Raw genomic sequence first — 15,683 nt, forward strand, 5'->3', positions numbered from 1 at the left:
GAATAGAGGTAAACCGCATGCCTTCCAGTGATTTGCAGATCGATTGGCTCAAGTGCTTTGTGGCGGTGGTGGACGCCGGTTCGCTGTCGGGCGCGGCCCATGAGGTCAACCGTTCGCAGTCCGCCGTCAGCATGCAAATGAAGAAACTGGAGGCCGCGCTGGGACGGCCTTTGTTGAACCGAGGCCCGAGGCACCTGCAGTTGACCGATGACGGCCAGACATTGCTGGGCTTTGCCCGTCGCATGCTCGCCTTGCACGCCGAAACCCAGGCGGCGTTTCATGGTGAAGCCTTGACCGGGCGCATTCGTCTCGGGGTCGCGGAAGACTATGCGGCAAAGTACCTCACGCCGGTGCTCAAGCGTTTTGCGCCGCGTTACGCCGGTGTGGACATCGAACTGACCTGTGAACAGTCCACCGCACTGATCCCACGCGTGCGCAGTGGTGACCTTGATCTGGCGCTGGTGTCCAGGGACTCGCCGCACAGTGGCACCTTTCTGTTCAAGGAACCGATGGTGTGGGTAGGCTCGCCTCAGTTCGAACTGTGGCGCCGGGACCCGGTGCCTATCGCCGTCTACGAAAGCGCCAGCCTGGCTCGCCGGTATGCGGTGAATTCACTGGCCCAGCAGGGGCGTCAGTTCAAGGTGGTGTACAACAGCTCCAGCCTCGCCGGCCAAGTGGCTGCGGTTGAGGGCGGGCTCGCGATTGCCGCGATTACTCAGTGCACGGTGCAGCCGTCACTTCAGGTCTTGGGCAGCGAGCACGGTTTGGGGAATATCGAGCCGATGGAGGTGTCGATTCTACGCAGCCGGGCGTCTCGCGGGTCGAAGGCGGTCAATAGCCTGCATGGGTTTATCATCAGTGCGCTAAGAATTCAGCCCTAGCCGTCACCTGCACCCTGTTAATCTGCGGTGCCTGCCTTCTTTCGGAGCTTTCTGTGACTTCATCAAAACGCGACAGCGCCCGCATCGAACGTCGCCTTGTCGCCACCCTGACCGACGCTTGCGAAACCGCCAAAGCCGAAATCCCAGGGTTTGAATGGCTGACCCACACCGTCAACTACGCCGACTTCCCCCACAGTCTGCGCATCACTTGGGTCTTCGACACCCGCGCCAACCAGGCGCATGCCGTGGCCACGGGGCTGGATGCACGTCTCCGCGAGCTGACCGCCACCGCGCTGCACGACGCCGAGATCCCGCCTGTACATTTGGCGCGTTGTGTTCACGTTGATTCTGAAGAAGCCTGCCATGCTCAGCACGGCGGCAATTGGCGTTTGCGCCTGACGCGCTCAGCCAACTAGAGCCTGGCGCCCAACTGCTGGATAATGCCTCGCCCTGTTTCTCGCCCGCCGATAAGGAAGTCCTTTCCCATGAAGTTGCCGTTTTCCGCTGCCCTGCTCGCATCTGCCCTGCTGTCGCCTTCGATTGCCCAGGCCGACGACGCTGCGTTGGTCGACACGCTCAAGGCCTTCACCCGCTGTGACGAGACGTTCTTCAGCCGTCTGAACACCCACCGTGACGCCTGGCAGGCCTATGCACCGCTCAAGCAGGAAAAGGACTTCGCCTGGATCGCGGTGCGCGATCGCACCGACCCCAAGGCCACTGCGGTGCCGGTGAGCGCGCCAGCCATTGCGGGGTTGAAGCTGCTGTCCTACAACGACGAGGTCAGCGATCTTGGCCCGTTGGGCCTGTATTATTTCTGGGGTTTCACGGTGGACGGCAGTCTTGATGACGTCGCCCAGCGCTTCGCGGCATTGCTGGACCAACCGGGGGCGCTGCAAAAAGGCGAGGGGCAATACACGCGCAGCGAGTTGAAGGTGGGCAACAGTTGGCAGGCGATCAAACCCATGCCGGGCAAGGCACCGGGGCTGCGCAATGTGGAACGGGTGCTGATCGTGGAGCCGGAGGGCAAGTATTCCCGTGTGAGCTGTTCGGTGCAGGGCGGCGTGAATGCCGGGTTGCTGGCGCTGTTGCGGCCGGACATTGCGCCGGTGGATTACCCGCGCACCGTGGCCGACACTAACCTCGCCGATGTGCCGGTGCCGCCCAACGTGCTCCAGGGCCTCGACTCGCCGCTGTTGCAGCCCAAGTTCAAGACGTTGAGCTACACCTACCTGTCAAAGAATGGCGCGGGCAAGGACGCACCGATCACGATCCGGTTCAAGGCCGAGGGCGGTTTGCTGGTGAAAAATGAAGCCTACGGCAGCGCCTTCAATGTGGACCGTTTGATGCTGGCGGACCTGATCCAGCTGAAATCGAAAATGAACGGTGTGGGCGACGGCCAGGTACTGCAGACCCGCGAGGCCGAGGTGAAACTACCGACGAGCTGGGCGCCGGGCCAGACCTTGAGTGCCCATCTGAAGATGGCCAATGTACCGGTCAAGTCCACCGACAAACCGACCGAAACCACCTTGACCTGCAAGGTGGGCGAGCGCTTCCCGGCGCGCCAGGTGTTTGCGTCGCTGACGGGCGATGCGATCCGGTTGGCCTGCGAGCAGGACGGGTATTCATCGTCGCGCGCGTTTATCGAGGACCTGGGCGTCGCGCTGACGCTGGAGTCGACATCGAGCCAGACCCACTATGTGAATGAAATCCAGACGCTGGACGTGGTGCGCTGACGCAGGTTGGTCTGACCACTGCAAAGGGATAGGTGGGTCTCAAAAGCTGCGGATCAGCGAGCCGAAAAGATCCCCTTCAGGCATCTTGCTCAACGGAATATCAGCATTCTCGAACCACGCTTGCCCGGCCTCAGGATGCGGGCCACTTAGCACCACCACGCCTTTCTCATAGGTGTACCGCGCGGCCGCCACATCACCGTTGCGGTAGGTCGCGATGGTGGTGTGTGACCCTTTGGGAAAGTACGGGCCGTCCTGGAAGAAGACGTGGTCAACCTTGCCCGCCCAGGTGACCTGAACGGCGGCATCGGCAATGCCAGGCACTTCAAAACCGGGACGACCGGCTTCTCCGTCGAGGTCCTGCGGGATCAAACCGAGGTTGCTGTCATCCGCCAGGTAGGCGCCCATGCACAACCCCAGGTAGCGCCCACCGTTGGCAACATAACTACGGATGGCCTCGCTGCGCGCCTCTCCCAGGCTGCGCAGGGCGCCGGGGATGTCCTGGCCGCCGCCGGGTTGCACGTAAAGGTCATAGCGCGCCAGGGTTTGCGGCGTGATGTCGATCGACTCATCCGCGCCCACAAAATCAATGTGGTAGTCAGGGTTGAGGCGTTGCAGGGCTTTTGCCACGTTTTCGGAACAGTCGTCACAGCCCGCCGGCCCCCGGTAAATGGCGACGTGGGTGATAGGCGTGCCGGCCTCGGCCGGTGACGGCAGCAACAGGGCAAAGGCAAACAACGTGGCGGCGATGGCTCGCAGGTTCATGGCGTACGACTCCGGTTTGGACACCGCCAAGCCTATAGCGATTGCCCCGTTCAATTCGTTAACAGTTGTAAACACTGCGACGAGAAATGAACGGAGCCCCGCTGCTGCTTTAAAACGTCACGCCGGGGCCTTTATTTGGCAAACGCATACTCCCCGCCCTGCTCCACTGCCTTGCGATACGCAGGTCGCGCCTGGAATTTCTGCACCCACGCCGCCAGGTTCGGATAAGCCTGCAACTTGCCCTGGGCCTTGGCGATTTCACCGATAAAGCTCATCTGGATATCCGCGCCACTCAGCTCATCGCCGAGCAGGTAGCTTTTATCCGCGAGCACGTCGTTCAGGAAACCGAGGTAGTTGGCCACTTCCGATTCGATACGCGGATGCAACGGCGCGCCAGCCTCGCCCAGGCGGCCGACGTAGAGGTTGAGCATCAGCGGCAACATGGCCGAACCTTCGGCAAAATGCAGCCATTGCACGTATTGGTCGTAGGTGGCGCTGGCCGGGTCCGGCTGCAGGCGGCCCTGGCCGTGGCGGCGGATCAGGTAGTCGATGATGGCGGCGGATTCGATCAGCACCCGGTCGCCGTCTTCGATCACCGGGGATTTACCCAGCGGGTTGATCGCCTTGAGTTCCGGTGGTGCGAGGTTGGTTTTCGGGTCGCGCTGGTAGCGCTTGATCTCGTAGGGCAGGCCGAGTTCTTCGAGCAGCCACAGGATGCGTTGCGAGCGTGAGTTGTTGAGGTGGTGGACGATAATCATTGAGTGCTCCGCGGGGCGAGAGGGGTGTCTTGGAAACAGACTACGCCAGCCTCCGCGAGTGCCGACAAATTATTTTCTGCGTGACGGACGCCGTGGTTACCATGGGGATCGGTTCGGAAGGAGACACACCATGGATCTGAAATTCAGCCACGTCGACATACTCGTCGAAAACCTTGAGGAAGCCTGTGCCTATTACGCACGCATCCTCAATGCACGCCTCTCCAAGACCTTGGTGTGGGAACGCGGCGGCCTGCATGTGCGCTATGCCGTGGTGCTGATGGGGCAGGAACGCTTCATGCTGGTCCAGCCGATCGCCGGGAACCTGCGCGAACTGTTAGATGCTCACGGCGAAGGCATGATTTATCGCCATTGCTACACCACGCCGGACATCGAGATCGCTTATGACCATCTGATCGCCGCGGGTGTGCAGCCTGAGAACGAGAACGGCGTGCCTCTGGCCCGTGAGCATCTGCAGTCCCCTTCCGGAGGACGCATTATCTGGCTGCCCAAACGCTTTGGGCATTTCTCCATGGAGATCCTGGAAGAGGCGACGCTGGAGGCGTTTATTCTGGAGGCGTTTGACTGATCGAGGCCCACGCCGCCTGCGCCAGCAATTGCGCGTAGTGATTCGGGCTGTGCTTGACCCGGCCGGATAACCACGCACGGGCGTAGCTTTCCGCCGAGCCGATGATCAGCGACAGCAACAATTCAGCCGGAATATGGCTGAACGCCTCACGGCGGCCTTCGCCGCTCATCCACTCGGTCAATTGCGCATTGCGCTGCTTGTTGCGGGTGAGCAGTTCGTCCTTGAGCGGGCCGTTGGCCACGGCGAAGCGGCTCTGGAACATAAAGCGCGCCCACTCGGGTTGCGCATCCACCCACTCCACATAACTGCGTACCAGCGCTTCCACCCCCGCCTGAGCGGTTTGTGCCTGCTTGAGGTGTTGTTCTCGCAGTGCGGCCTGATCGTCCAGCGCGGCAAAAAACAGCGCGGCGACGATACCTTCCTTGTTGCCGAAATGATGGTAGATGGCGCCCACACTGGTCTCGCACCGCGCGCGGATGGTTTCGATATTCGTCGCTTCAATACCGACTTCGTTAAAGCTGGCCAGGGCCTCGCGCAGGATGCTGCGCTTGAGGTCGCTGCGCCGGCTCGGGAAGGTGCGCTCGATCAGATCAGGTGCGTGCATGAAGTGGCTCGCCAAATGTGCGGAGTCTAAAGGTACAGCCGCCTGCAGAGAAGGCATGGCTTGACACTCGCGCAATCTACAGAATATTGTTCCGTTACAGAATATTATTCTGTTAACCCATTGCGAGGATAATCCATGAGCCAGTTTCTCAGCATGTTCAACAGTGTAGGCCCGGCAGCGTTCAGCCAAATGGCCTGCCAAGTGGCGCCCTACTTCAGCACCATCAATCCGGAAATCGCCGAACTGCGCCCTGGGCATGCCGTGGTCAACGTGCCGTTTCGCAAGGAAATCACCAATCACCTGGCCTCCGTGCATGCCATTGCGCTGTGCAACGCAGCGGAATTGGCGGGTGGGACGATGACGGACGTGTCGATCCCGTCAGGTGCCAAATGGATTCCCAAGGGCATGACCGTAGAGTATCTGGCGAAGGCCAAGTCAAACATCCGCGCCGTAGCGGATGGCAGCGGCATTGATTGGTCAACCGCTGGAGACAAGATCGTGCCGGTGGATATTTTCGATGAGGGTGAGGTGAAGGTGTTTACCGCGAAGATCACCATGAACGTGAAGATCGCCTGAGGCCGTGATGGCAGGCTCGGCCTTTGCCGAGCCACGCTTCAGCTCACCATCGACCACAGTGATGCCCCTACCCCGGTGATGCTCTCCCCCGCAATCAAACCGGCGGCAGCGGTGATCGCAAAGCGCTCGGTGAGGCTCGGCCAGCGGCAGCTCACCAGCCAGGTCAGTATCGCGCCCAGGGCCATCATCAGCGAGACCGAGGCCGGCAATACGAAGGCCAGGCCAAGGGCGGCGGCACTCGGAAGGAAGCGGGCACGATGGGCAGGCAACGTGCTGTCCAGCACACCCAGCACCACGCCAACCAAGCCGCCAATGACAATCGCCCAGCGGATGCTGGTGGACAGAGAATCGAGTCCATGGGTGAGGGTTTGCGCCACGGCTTTCCAGGTGGCGACCGCCGGTGCCGGCCATTCTTCGGTGAGCAGCATGGATTGCGGATCAGGGATCAAGGCCAGGTAGGCGAATACGCCGACAATGCTGCCGATGAAGATCCCCAGGATTTGCGCGATCACTTGCTTGTGCGGCGTGGCGCCAATGGCCTTGCCCACCTTGAAATCATTCATCAAGTCCGTGCATTGCCCGGCCGCGCCGCCGGCCGTGTTGGCGCTCATCAGGTTGATCGGCACCTGCCCCGGCGCGACGATGCCGAAGCTCAGCTGGGACAGTTGCCCGATGGCACCGATGGGCGGAATACCGGTGGCGCCCACCACGCGCGCGGCGACGGCGGCGAGGCAGATCGCCAAGGGAATAGTGAGCAACGCCATGCCCAGGTTGATACCGAACAGCAGCGCCTGCAGGCTCACCACCAGCACAATCGCCAACGCAAAACCGGCAGCCGGACCTGGCTTGGGCACTGTCCAAGTCGATCCACCGCTGGAGTGCGTTGACCAGTACAACGCCCACAAACGAATCGCCAGCGACGCCAAGGTGGAACACACCATCAAGCTCACGCCCGGCCACAGCAACCACTCCACCAGCGCAGCGAACTGCGGGCCGCTGCTGTCCGCAGGCAACGTGACCAGGTGTTGCGCCAACAACCAGGGGCCCAAGCCGCCCCAGGCGAGCAAAGCACCGAGCAGCAGAGTCAGGCCCACGCGAATGCCGATAATGCCGCCGAAGCCCACCAGCAGCAGCGAAGGGTCGGCGGTGAAGGTCAGGCGCTCCAACTGAGCGCTGGGCGACCAGCGCGGGAAGGCCCACATAAAGGTGTCCACCCACTTGACCAGCCCGGAGAGCAACGCGGCGCTAAGCAACACCTTCAAGCGCGTCGCGGCTTCGCGGCCGTGGTTATAGATGTGCAACAGGGTTTCCAAGGTGGCCATGCCTTCGGGGAATTTCAGCGCCTTGTCATTCAGCAGCGAGGGCCGTAGATACCAGGCGATCCAGATGCCCAGGAAACTCACCGAGAACACCCAGGCGATCATCGGGACGGCGTCCAACTGGTTGCCGGTCAACAAGGTATAGGCTGGAATCGGCGCCACCAACCCACCGGAAATGATTGACGCCGCGGCCGACGCGACGGTCTGGTTGATGTTGCTTTCGTGCAAGGTCCAAGGCAGGTGCTCGGTGGAACGCTTGGCCACTCCCTGAAAGATGGCGTAGCCGATCAGTAGCGCGATGATCGACATGTTGAACGACCAGCCGATCTTCAACCCGGCATACACATTGGAAGGCGTAAGGAGGATGCCGAGGACACTGCCGGTGATGACCGCGCGCAAGCTCAGCTCGCGGGTGACGGGGCCGTGCGGGAGAGTCGTTGGCGGGGCTGAAGTCATGCGGAGTCCTTTCGGCGACGAAACGGGGCGACTTAGTAAGTGAGCCCTGGAGCGACCGAAGGTTCCTGCCATGAGGATCGGGACAATGTGGTGAGCGGGCTTGCCCCGCTCACCACAACACGCTTGCCCTTCACAAAATCCTGGTCAGCTCAGACGAAATCGCGCGGTGTTGTCGCTCAGCGCCTGGCTGCCTTTGCTCAGGGTGTCAGCCGCCTGGTTCACTGCCCGCGCACCGTCCAGTAAACGCCCTGCCGCCTGGTCCACTTGCTGGATATTGCCGCTCACTTCATCCGCCGTGGCGGCTTGCTCCTCAACCGCGGTGGCGATCTGTGCCAGGGTGTCGGTGACGTGCTGCACCGCGCCGGCAATCTCGCCCAAACGGGTACCCAGCCCGGTGACGGATTGCGCATCCGTCAGCGCTTGCTCACACGCCGCGCCCATCAGGGCGACTGCCTGGCTGACCGTGGCGCGCAGGCTGTCGACAGTGCCGGCGATCTGCGCCGTGGAGGCCTGGGTACGTTGCGACAGGCTGCGCACTTCATCGGCGACCACGGCAAATCCGCGCCCCTGTTCACCAGCACGGGCGGCCTCGATGGCGGCGTTGAGCGCCAGCAGGTTGGTCTGTTCGGCGATGCCACGGATGGTGTCGACCACCGATTGAATCTGCTGCCCCTGCTGGCTGACCTGCTCCAGCGCATCGGCGGTGTCGGTCAGGCGCACGTTGAGTTGCTGGATGCTGGCTGTGGTGCGCTGGCTGTCGCGGCTGCTGTCTTCGGCAATGCGCCGGGTCTGTTGGGCGCTGTCCGAAGCGTGCTCACAGCTTCTAGCGACGCCCAAAGACGTCGCGGCCAGTTGGGTGGCGGCGGTGGCAATCTGGCTGATTTGTTGTTGCTGGTCTTCGACTTCGGTGAGGGTGTTGCCCGATTGGGCGTTGAGGGTCAGCACTGCCGAACCCAGCTGCTGCGTCTCGTGATTGACTCCCAACAGGCTGGTGCGCAGTTGCACCACCGCCACGTTGAGCGCGGTGCTGATGGCCGCGAGTTCATCGCGCCCTTCCACCGCCACTTCGACACACAGGTTGCCGTCCCGCAGGGATTCGGCCAGGGTGGTGATGCCGCTGGCGCTGCGGCGGATCGAGGCTTGCAGGCACATGAACAGGTACAACGCGGCCAAGGCCAGCAGGCTGAACGTTGCTGCCACCGGCACGAATTTCTGCAACGAACGGTCACGGTAGTGGCCCAGGCGCGCATCCAGCGAGGCGAGAGACTGGTTGCGCAGCGCGCCCAGGCTGTCGAGCATGCCGTCGACACTGGTGTCGAAGGCCGCCGTGTCGAGTTTGATGGTGCCGCCGAACACGCCGTCGTCGAGCACTTTGAGTTCGCTGTCCAGGCGTTGCAGGCTGTTGTCGTACTGCGCCGTCCAGGGTTCAATACCCGCATATTGCTTGGCCTTGAGTGAGGCCGCCGCCTTGACCAATTGGTCCCGCGCATCGCCAATGCGACTGCGCAAATCGCGCATCTGCAAACGGCTCTGCAAGGTGAATTGACCCGAAGCAATGGACGCCTGACCGACACTGGCCATGCGGCCGATGCGCTCGATCAGGTCGGGGGTGTACTGGGTGGAAATCTGCATCAGCAGGTAGGTTTCCAGCCATGGGTCGAGGATCAGCCCGGCATCCAGGGTGATCTGCTCGCGCAAGATTTGCATCGCGGTCAGGGCCGAGGTGAAACGGTCGTAGCCATCCGGCCACCAGCCCACGGTACGCAGGGATTGGGAGTCCATGCCCTTGACCGTGGCCTGCAACGCGTCAAAGCGGGCCTGGATGTCCGCACTGGCGTTCTGGGCTTTGAGCGAATCGCCCAGGGCTTGCAGGCTTTGCAGGATCACCGGGAAATTGGCGTCGACCTTGTCCATCGCCGCCTTCGCCGCCGGGGTGGGCGCGTGCAGGATGTCTGCCGCTTTCCAGCGCGCGGCGAGGTTGCGTTGGGCCGTCAGTTGACCATCGAGCGCATCCAGGGCCAGCAGTTGCCGAACCCCGGACTGCTCGCTGGAAATCACGGTCAATTTGTCGCGATAGTCCGAACCGATCATCCACAGGCTACCCGCCAGGGGCAGCATGAACAGGAAGAACAGGATCTGGAACTTGCGCGCAAAGCCGAAACGCCCCAGCAGGCGGATACCGGGTGATAAAAGGCTGTGCATGTCCGACCACTCCCCAAAAACGACCCACGCGGTGCACCGCGGGGTGAAGCCTTGAAATGACTAACGGCAAAATGCCATGTCATTGATTAGCTTGGCTCAAGCAAGATACGGGCCGTGGGTAGTGGGGCTGGAGACAGGCGGCCTCGCGCGTTTAGCGTGCAAGTGCCGTGCTCGAAAATGGGGCAAAAGCACTCAGTGCTGAAGACGCCGCTGTAACTATTGGCGCAGTCCGTAGGAACAGCGGAATTACTTCCTGCTGATTAGCGCTTTTCTCCACGCTCACACTGAAATCTCCTAACACCACTGGAGATTCATCATGCCCGTACGTCCATTGACCAGTTCTGAAAACCGAACCTTCCGCGCAGCACGCTGGGCGGCACTGCGTTCACTCAACTACACCATCGACCAACTCAATGCCGGTAATGCCACTGTCGCCCGGGTTTGGATGGGCGTCGCCCATCCTCAGAATCTGCAGGAATTGGCGCGACGCCTGGGGCTGATTCGTACGGCGTTGAGCAACATTCATCAAAACCAGGTTTTTTATGACACAGACCCGCAGGCTGACTGGTTCGCCAAAGTAAACGTCAACCTTCAAGGCCCGGCGCACGTCATCACAGTCGCCCGCCCCTTCTTCGAGGCCCCGACGTATGGCAATGACTCCCGCGCCGGTACGCTTATCCACGAAACCAGCCATTTCCGCGATGTGCTGAACACTGACGACAATGCTGATGGACGCGACGCCTGCCTGCGCCTGGTTCAGCAGGCACAGCAACATGACGGGAACCTGAATGCCGTCATTAACAATGCCGACAGCTGGGAGTATCTGGTGGAAGACACCTATTGATCCAGGGCTGCGGCAATCGGAAAAAGCCTGTTTTCGGACAGGCTTTTTCATCCCCCACTATCAGGAGTTGAACATGGAACGTCGATTATTGATGGGCGCCTCACTGGCAGCGCTATACATGTTGGCGGCGCCGGCGCACGCGCTCAGTACTGCCGATGTTGAACCTCAAACGCTAAAAGAGTATGCCGTCACACTAAACGCCCATGCGAGTCATTTTCAGTGGCAGCAATTATGGAGAGCCACGCGTGAACACGGTTTTTTCAACAAAAACACTCCCACGTACTTCACTGCACCCATGGCACAAGTACCCGACCTTGTGTCCACCGTTTTGAATAAGGCAACGACCGTTACACCCTTCGCGTCAACCCGCGCCACCTACCGCTATGACTTTGCAGACAAAGTAGGTTTATTCAACAACGTGGCCGTCACGGCACTGTGCGTTGATGTGGACTGGCGCACTCTGCACGAAGGCGCCGATGTTGAAGATGCCCACGCGATGCGATCGGTGAGCCTGTTGCTCGCCAAACCCTGCCCTTGATGCAAACAGCCACCCAAGATTCGCTTGGGTGGCTGTTCCTAGAGTGTTACAAAGCACTCGCCAACAAAGCGGCTTCCTTGCAACGTCGGGTGGAATAACGATCGCCGAAATTCCTCAAGTTGCTCTCGGCTGCGTTCCAGTCCGCCGCCACAACTTGCGCCCAGAACTCCGGTGTTCGGCTGGCAAGGTTGCCATATTGGAAGGCAACCGAGGCGATCACGGTTTGCATCGGAGCGGGTAATGCATCAAATGGGCGTCCGGCAGCTTTGCTGTAATCACTGGCCAGGCGCTTGATGAAGGGTGCCTTGTAGGCCTCGTCAATCCTACGCGCATCCTCCGCACTGACATTCAGCGGCAGGCGTTCGAGGCATGCGACGGCTTCCGCACCGATCAACCCCAGGTAGGGTAAAAGCCGGTCACTGAGATCCTTGGGCAGCATAGTCAGGTCCTTTTGCTGGCCCAGGTCAAAGCCGGTGCCGATGGTGACGCCGCTACGGCTGTTTTCCGGATCAGGCACGTAACCACGTGTGGCGCTACCGCCTTCGAGCTGAGCGATGAAAGCCATATCTATCGAATTGTTGGGCATGGTGAGTTTCCTCTTGGGTTTAGGAAACTGCAGTCCATCACCCACGCCTCCCCCTCTTCAGAAGGTAAAACTTCCCCATCTTCATAGGTAAAGTTTCCTACTGATTATCCGCACGCATTACTTCCTAAGCTCTGACCAGCTCACATCACAAGGAGGTTAGGCCGATGGAACCGAAAGACCTGGAACACATCGATGTTCGACAACTCCCCCACTCCCTTCAGGTGCTGGTTGCCTGTATCGGTATGGAAAACGCGTTCCGCCTGACCTGCGTATATGGCGGTCGCCCCAAGTACATCCCCAAACACGCACAACGTACTTCGCTGGCGCTGATTTTATCGCCGGAAGCCTTACGGGCCTTAATCAATGACTTCGCAGGTATTTCTTTGGAGATACCCAAGTCCGACCATTTTTTTCGGCAGATCCGTAATCAGAATATCCAGATGGGTATTTCCGATGGCATTTCACGAAGTGTATTAGCCGAGAAGTACGGACTGAGCCTGCGGCAAATCGCCAATATTCGCCGCCAAGACATTTGCATTCATCGGTAATTACTTCCTACTGAATCACAAAGTGCCACATGGATAAATTGAAGTTGCGCACTTTCGCGCACTCAAGATAAGGAAATTAAAAATGCCAGATATTGATAAAGGTCTCATTGGAGGCGTGATCGCCGCACTCCCACTGGACAAGATGATTACCGGGCCGCTGATGGCAATGATCCAGGCCCAAGTCGCTGCCAGTAAAGCGTATGCGGACTTTCTCATGGGCGTGTGTATCCAGGACGGCAAGGCCGTTTCGGTACAGTTTGACTATGACGAAACCCTCGTCGATGAGCAGGGCATCTACAAAGGCACGGTCAGCAAGACCATGCGCATTCCGCTGCTGGCTGCGATCAGCCACCCCAACATCACCATCGAAGAAGGCAGCATCGAGTTTGAGCTGACCATCACCCAAATGGCCGAGGACACCAGCTCCAATGATGTTTCCGGCAGCTTCGACGCCAAGATGGGCTGGGGTCCTTTCAGCGTTTCGGTCAAAGGTGCCGCCAGCCACAAGTCATCCCAGACACGTAAGACAGATACCCGCGCACGCTACGAAATCAAGACCAAAATCGTTCGCCAAGACCCACCGGAAGCCTTGATGCGCGTCATCGATTTCCTCACCGATGCCGCCACCAAGCCGGTCACTCTGCCGAGCGCCACTCCAACCAGCCCGACTGAGCTGCCAAAAGCAGGGGTGCTTCCACTGCCTGACGCCAAGCCTGCGGAAAAAACCAAATAGTCCCACCCCGCCCCGTCCCTCTGGGCGGGGCAACCCACTCGACTTGAAAGGAGCTCACCATGGCATTTTTTTCGCGCCCCAAGGAACCCATGTCGGCCAGCGACTTGAGCCACATCACCCGCGGGTTGCAGCAGGCCGCAGCGGCCACGCATAACTTGATCGCCCATCAATACATTGCGCTGTTCGACCAGTTCTTCGACTACAACGCTGAGGACCTCGGCACGCCAATGAAAGCCAAGATGGTGGAGATTTCGCTGACCGAGGGACATACCATCAGCGTACCGCTGATCGCACTGGTCGCGCCGAAGGGTTTGGCGCTGCACAAGATGGATGTAGACCTGTCGGTAAAAATGCACAGCACTGAGGTGCAAAAAGCCAGCCACGACCTGGAGAACGGCGACCTCCACAGCGAGAAGTTTTTCGTGACCTTTGGCGCCACCAAGCGTGAGGGTCAGGAACGCGATCCCGATGAGGTGCAGATTCGTATCGAGTTCAAGGCGTGCGAGCCACCGGAGGCGATCAACCGAATCATCGAGGAGTACACCCATTTGATCAGCCCCATCGCAAACCCGCCAGGTCCGTCCCCTATCACCGAACAGCCCACCGCACAGGCCCCTTCGGACTTCGCCCCCTAAAGGCGCTTAAAAGGACCTATTGCATCACCTTGTACCGGTCGAAATTATTGATGTGATCATCCAGATTATCCTCAAGCATCATCCGGTACTGGTCACAGAAGTACTTCAACATCGCCTCCCGTGCATCGGCCATTTCCGCGCCGGACTTGAAGTTGCGCGCACTGGCCCAGGCATTGAAGCGCGTGGTGCCGAACATCATCGAGGCGCTGACCTGGCCGAGGTTTTCGTGAGCCTGCAGCTGCTGGTTCGACAGTTCGATGTGCGCGTCGGCGCGGTCGTAGAAAGTGAGGTCGGTGGCGTCGGCCATTGTCGGTGTCCTAGGTCATCAGGTTTGAATGAAGGGGTATCAGGCCAGTAACGCGGCAATCCATCTGGCCTGTTGGGCAATCTCTTGTCGCTTCTCTTGCGACACCGCCTGCCGAGCGCGCTCGAAGCTGGACAGGGTCTTGTGCTTCTGGCGCAACATGCGTTGCCACTTGGCGATGAACGCCGGGCTGCGGGCCTGCATTTGCAGCGGCCCGAAGTACAGCTGTTCAGCAGTGTAAGCCACTGGCCCAGCGCGCTCGGCGACGATGATTTCGTAGTAGAAACGGTTCTCCAACAGCAGCTCTTCACTGAGGATCGTATAACCGTTATCCATCAGCCATTGGCGCAACGGTTGCTCGCCGCCGTTGGGTTGCAGGATCAGGCGTTCCTGGCCGCTCAGGTGCTGCTTGCCGCTTTCGAGGATGTCGCGAATCGTCTCGCCACCCATGCCGCAGAGGCTGATCGCGGTGATACCGTCATGAGGTTCGATGGCCGCCAAGCCATCGGCCAGGCGCACCGTGATCTGTTGCTCCAGGCCGTTGTCGCGCACGCTACGTTGCGCCGCATGAAAGGGCGTGGTCGCGACCTCCCCCGCCACGGCTGCCGTGATCAGGCCGCGACGCATCAACGCCACCGGCAAATAACCGTGATCGGAGCCAATATCGGCCAGGCGCGCGCCAGCCGGTACGTTGGCGGCGACGCGCTCCAGGCGTTTGGACAAAGTGTGTTCGTTCAACGGCCCTGCTCCCCCGAAAAACGATCCCGGCTGTTCGTCAGGTGCAACACCATGGCCGCGCGGGCAGCGTCCGGGTCCTGGCGTTTGATCGCGTTGAAGATCGCCTCATGTTCCAGGTTCGCCAACTGGCCCAGCTTGGCAAAGTCGGCGCCGCCACGTTCATCGCCTTTCACCTGGGTGCGCGGGATCATTGCATTGCCCAGGTGCAGCATGATTTCGGTGAAGAAGGTATTGCCGGTGGCCTCGGCGATCAACTGGTGAAAGCGTTTGTCTTCCTCCACGCAGCTGTCGTTGTTGGCCAGCGAGGCCTGGTAGTCATCGAGTGCCTGGCGCATGTGGTCCAGCTGTTCGTCGGTGCGGCGCAATGCCGCCAGTGCGGCGGCTTGCACCTCTAGGCCCAGGCGCAGTTCGAGCATGTTGCGCACGCTGGCCACCGTGTCCACATGCAGGCGCAAGCCCTGCTGGGCCTGTTGCGCCAGCACGAAGGTGCCGATGCCGTGACGGGTCTCGACCAGCCCGGAGGCCTGCAATTTGGAGATCGCTTCGCGCACGACGGTTCGGCTCACACCGTGCTCAAGCACGATGGTGGATTCCGAAGGCAGCTTTTCGCCGGGTTTCAATTGGCCGAGCAGAATGCGCTGGGTCAGCACATCGACCACACCCTGGGCCAGGTTGGTGGAGCGTTTACGCAGGGGGATTCCACTTTCGATGGGCATTGCAACAGGTCCACGGGGTTGAGCTGCGGGGAGCTTAACACCCAGCCCGGCGCCAAGCGTGGGTTGATTGAAAAAACCCACAACTTGTATGACAACCAACCTTATCGTTCACGCTCACAGATACCCTCCTCACGCTCTTTGCCGGTAAAAATCTCGCTCAAGAA

Annotated in this window: 19 protein-coding genes; 10 read left to right on the top strand and 9 right to left on the bottom strand. The window is 60.3% G+C overall.

Annotated features, from left to right (window positions below; translation table 11 throughout):
- Positions 1-17 precede the first annotated feature (17 nt).
- From AB4N92_RS02820 to AB4N92_RS02830, 3 genes are all read left to right on the top strand, one after another.
- On the top strand, positions 18-881 hold the full coding sequence (locus tag AB4N92_RS02820; RefSeq protein WP_010209013.1) for a LysR family transcriptional regulator: 864 nt from the start codon (positions 18-20) through the stop codon (positions 879-881).
- A 53-nt stretch (positions 882-934) separates the two neighbouring features.
- A complete protein-coding gene (locus tag AB4N92_RS02825; RefSeq protein WP_021490749.1) occupies positions 935-1,297 on the top strand; it encodes a hypothetical protein in 363 nt (120 codons plus the stop codon).
- A gap of 69 nt (positions 1,298-1,366) precedes the next feature.
- On the top strand, positions 1,367-2,614 hold the full coding sequence (locus AB4N92_RS02830; RefSeq protein ID WP_010209010.1) for a hypothetical protein: 1,248 nt from the start codon (positions 1,367-1,369) through the stop codon (positions 2,612-2,614).
- Positions 2,615-2,653: 39 nt separating this feature from the next.
- Here the strand turns inward: AB4N92_RS02830 and AB4N92_RS02835 are convergent, their stop codons facing one another.
- Positions 2,654-3,376 carry a BPL-N domain-containing protein gene (locus AB4N92_RS02835; RefSeq protein ID WP_106119568.1) on the bottom strand — a complete coding sequence of 241 codons (723 nt, stop codon included), beginning with the start codon at positions 3,374-3,376 and terminating at the stop codon, positions 2,654-2,656.
- A gap of 131 nt (positions 3,377-3,507) precedes the next feature.
- Positions 3,508-4,134, bottom strand: coding sequence for a glutathione S-transferase family protein (locus tag AB4N92_RS02840; RefSeq protein ID WP_236267405.1), 627 nt, complete (start codon positions 4,132-4,134; stop codon positions 3,508-3,510).
- 130 nt (positions 4,135-4,264) lie between these two features.
- On the opposite strand from AB4N92_RS02840, the gene AB4N92_RS02845 reads away from it, so the two are divergent.
- Complete coding sequence (locus tag AB4N92_RS02845) at positions 4,265-4,720, top strand: VOC family protein (protein ID WP_106119567.1); 456 nt, start codon at positions 4,265-4,267, stop codon at positions 4,718-4,720.
- Here AB4N92_RS02845 and AB4N92_RS02850 read toward each other — a convergent pair.
- Complete coding sequence (locus tag AB4N92_RS02850; protein ID WP_106119566.1) at positions 4,698-5,324, bottom strand: TetR/AcrR family transcriptional regulator; 627 nt, start codon at positions 5,322-5,324, stop codon at positions 4,698-4,700. The genes AB4N92_RS02845 and AB4N92_RS02850 overlap by 23 nt on opposite strands.
- Positions 5,325-5,459: 135 nt before the next feature.
- On the opposite strand from AB4N92_RS02850, the gene AB4N92_RS02855 reads away from it, so the two are divergent.
- Positions 5,460-5,900 carry a hotdog fold domain-containing protein gene (locus AB4N92_RS02855; RefSeq protein WP_010208999.1) on the top strand — a complete coding sequence of 147 codons (441 nt, stop codon included), beginning with the start codon at positions 5,460-5,462 and terminating at the stop codon, positions 5,898-5,900.
- A gap of 38 nt (positions 5,901-5,938) precedes the next feature.
- Here AB4N92_RS02855 and AB4N92_RS02860 read toward each other — a convergent pair whose 3' ends face one another.
- Positions 5,939-7,675 (bottom strand): OPT family oligopeptide transporter, encoded by a 1,737-nt coding sequence (locus AB4N92_RS02860; protein WP_236267407.1) that lies wholly within the window; start codon positions 7,673-7,675, stop codon positions 5,939-5,941.
- 144 nt (positions 7,676-7,819) lie between these two features.
- The gene (locus AB4N92_RS02865; RefSeq protein WP_010208996.1) at positions 7,820-9,877 is read right to left on the bottom strand and encodes a methyl-accepting chemotaxis protein; all 2,058 of its coding nucleotides are present in this window, start codon (positions 9,875-9,877) and stop codon (positions 7,820-7,822) included.
- 316 nt (positions 9,878-10,193) lie between these two features.
- Between AB4N92_RS02865 and AB4N92_RS02870 the strand changes: the two genes are divergently transcribed.
- Both AB4N92_RS02870 and AB4N92_RS02875 read left to right on the top strand, forming a co-directional pair.
- A complete protein-coding gene (locus tag AB4N92_RS02870) occupies positions 10,194-10,721 on the top strand; it encodes a M35 family metallo-endopeptidase (protein WP_010208994.1) in 528 nt (175 codons plus the stop codon).
- Positions 10,722-10,794: 73 nt separating this feature from the next.
- Positions 10,795-11,259 carry a hypothetical protein gene (locus AB4N92_RS02875; protein ID WP_010208993.1) on the top strand — a complete coding sequence of 155 codons (465 nt, stop codon included), beginning with the start codon at positions 10,795-10,797 and terminating at the stop codon, positions 11,257-11,259.
- Between the two features lie 46 nt (positions 11,260-11,305).
- Here the strand turns inward: AB4N92_RS02875 and AB4N92_RS02880 are convergent, their stop codons facing one another.
- Positions 11,306-11,845 carry a pesticin C-terminus-like muramidase gene (locus AB4N92_RS02880; RefSeq protein WP_045791819.1) on the bottom strand — a complete coding sequence of 180 codons (540 nt, stop codon included), beginning with the start codon at positions 11,843-11,845 and terminating at the stop codon, positions 11,306-11,308.
- Positions 11,846-12,009: 164 nt separating this feature from the next.
- Here AB4N92_RS02880 and AB4N92_RS02885 point away from each other — a divergent pair, with 164 nt between their 5' ends.
- The 3 genes from AB4N92_RS02885 to AB4N92_RS02895 all read left to right on the top strand — a co-directional run bounded on the left by AB4N92_RS02885 (position 12,010) and on the right by AB4N92_RS02895 (position 13,761).
- Positions 12,010-12,393 (top strand): Mor transcription activator family protein, encoded by a 384-nt coding sequence (locus AB4N92_RS02885; protein ID WP_010208990.1) that lies wholly within the window; start codon positions 12,010-12,012, stop codon positions 12,391-12,393.
- 82 nt (positions 12,394-12,475) lie between these two features.
- Positions 12,476-13,126 carry a DUF2589 domain-containing protein gene (locus tag AB4N92_RS02890; protein WP_010208988.1) on the top strand — a complete coding sequence of 217 codons (651 nt, stop codon included), beginning with the start codon at positions 12,476-12,478 and terminating at the stop codon, positions 13,124-13,126.
- Between the two features lie 59 nt (positions 13,127-13,185).
- On the top strand, positions 13,186-13,761 hold the full coding sequence (locus tag AB4N92_RS02895; RefSeq protein ID WP_010208987.1) for a DUF2589 domain-containing protein: 576 nt from the start codon (positions 13,186-13,188) through the stop codon (positions 13,759-13,761).
- 16 nt (positions 13,762-13,777) lie between these two features.
- Here the strand turns inward: AB4N92_RS02895 and AB4N92_RS02900 are convergent, their stop codons facing one another.
- The 3 genes from AB4N92_RS02900 to AB4N92_RS02910 are packed head-to-tail and all read right to left on the bottom strand — an operon-like array spanning position 13,778 to position 15,519.
- The gene (locus tag AB4N92_RS02900; protein ID WP_010208986.1) at positions 13,778-14,068 is read right to left on the bottom strand and encodes a DUF3144 domain-containing protein; all 291 of its coding nucleotides are present in this window, start codon (positions 14,066-14,068) and stop codon (positions 13,778-13,780) included.
- A gap of 39 nt (positions 14,069-14,107) precedes the next feature.
- Positions 14,108-14,803, bottom strand: coding sequence for a tRNA (adenine(22)-N(1))-methyltransferase (locus AB4N92_RS02905; protein ID WP_021490758.1), 696 nt, complete (start codon positions 14,801-14,803; stop codon positions 14,108-14,110).
- Positions 14,800-15,519, bottom strand: a complete 720-nt coding sequence (locus AB4N92_RS02910; protein WP_010208984.1) for a FadR/GntR family transcriptional regulator — start codon at positions 15,517-15,519, stop codon at positions 14,800-14,802. The genes AB4N92_RS02905 and AB4N92_RS02910 overlap by 4 nt, the downstream gene beginning before the upstream one ends.
- Between the last annotated feature and the right edge of the window lie 164 nt (positions 15,520-15,683).

It is taken from the genome of Pseudomonas sp. S3_A09, from assembly GCF_054668065.1.

What these genes read in the sequence shown, in the direction of transcription:
- AB4N92_RS02870 (WP_010208994.1), top strand. Translation starts at nt 10,194, where the DNA reads ATGCCCGTACGTCCATTGACCAGTTCTGAAAACCGAACCTTCCGCGCA.
- AB4N92_RS02845 (WP_106119567.1), top strand. Translation starts at nt 4,265, where the DNA reads ATGGATCTGAAATTCAGCCACGTCGACATACTCGTCGAAAACCTTGAG.
- AB4N92_RS02910 (WP_010208984.1), bottom strand. Translation starts at nt 15,519, where the DNA reads ATGCCCATCGAAAGTGGAATCCCCCTGCGTAAACGCTCCACCAACCTG.
- AB4N92_RS02840 (WP_236267405.1), bottom strand. Translation starts at nt 4,134, where the DNA reads ATGATTATCGTCCACCACCTCAACAACTCACGCTCGCAACGCATCCTG.
- AB4N92_RS02830 (WP_010209010.1), top strand. Translation starts at nt 1,367, where the DNA reads ATGAAGTTGCCGTTTTCCGCTGCCCTGCTCGCATCTGCCCTGCTGTCG.
- AB4N92_RS02900 (WP_010208986.1), bottom strand. Translation starts at nt 14,068, where the DNA reads ATGGCCGACGCCACCGACCTCACTTTCTACGACCGCGCCGACGCGCAC.
- AB4N92_RS02850 (WP_106119566.1), bottom strand. Translation starts at nt 5,324, where the DNA reads ATGCACGCACCTGATCTGATCGAGCGCACCTTCCCGAGCCGGCGCAGC.
- AB4N92_RS02875 (WP_010208993.1), top strand. Translation starts at nt 10,795, where the DNA reads ATGGAACGTCGATTATTGATGGGCGCCTCACTGGCAGCGCTATACATG.
- AB4N92_RS02860 (WP_236267407.1), bottom strand. Translation starts at nt 7,675, where the DNA reads ATGACTTCAGCCCCGCCAACGACTCTCCCGCACGGCCCCGTCACCCGC.
- AB4N92_RS02855 (WP_010208999.1), top strand. Translation starts at nt 5,460, where the DNA reads ATGAGCCAGTTTCTCAGCATGTTCAACAGTGTAGGCCCGGCAGCGTTC.
- AB4N92_RS02890 (WP_010208988.1), top strand. Translation starts at nt 12,476, where the DNA reads ATGCCAGATATTGATAAAGGTCTCATTGGAGGCGTGATCGCCGCACTC.
- AB4N92_RS02820 (WP_010209013.1), top strand. Translation starts at nt 18, where the DNA reads ATGCCTTCCAGTGATTTGCAGATCGATTGGCTCAAGTGCTTTGTGGCG.
- AB4N92_RS02880 (WP_045791819.1), bottom strand. Translation starts at nt 11,845, where the DNA reads ATGCCCAACAATTCGATAGATATGGCTTTCATCGCTCAGCTCGAAGGC.
- AB4N92_RS02885 (WP_010208990.1), top strand. Translation starts at nt 12,010, where the DNA reads ATGGAACCGAAAGACCTGGAACACATCGATGTTCGACAACTCCCCCAC.
- AB4N92_RS02865 (WP_010208996.1), bottom strand. Translation starts at nt 9,877, where the DNA reads ATGCACAGCCTTTTATCACCCGGTATCCGCCTGCTGGGGCGTTTCGGC.
- AB4N92_RS02895 (WP_010208987.1), top strand. Translation starts at nt 13,186, where the DNA reads ATGGCATTTTTTTCGCGCCCCAAGGAACCCATGTCGGCCAGCGACTTG.
- AB4N92_RS02835 (WP_106119568.1), bottom strand. Translation starts at nt 3,376, where the DNA reads ATGAACCTGCGAGCCATCGCCGCCACGTTGTTTGCCTTTGCCCTGTTG.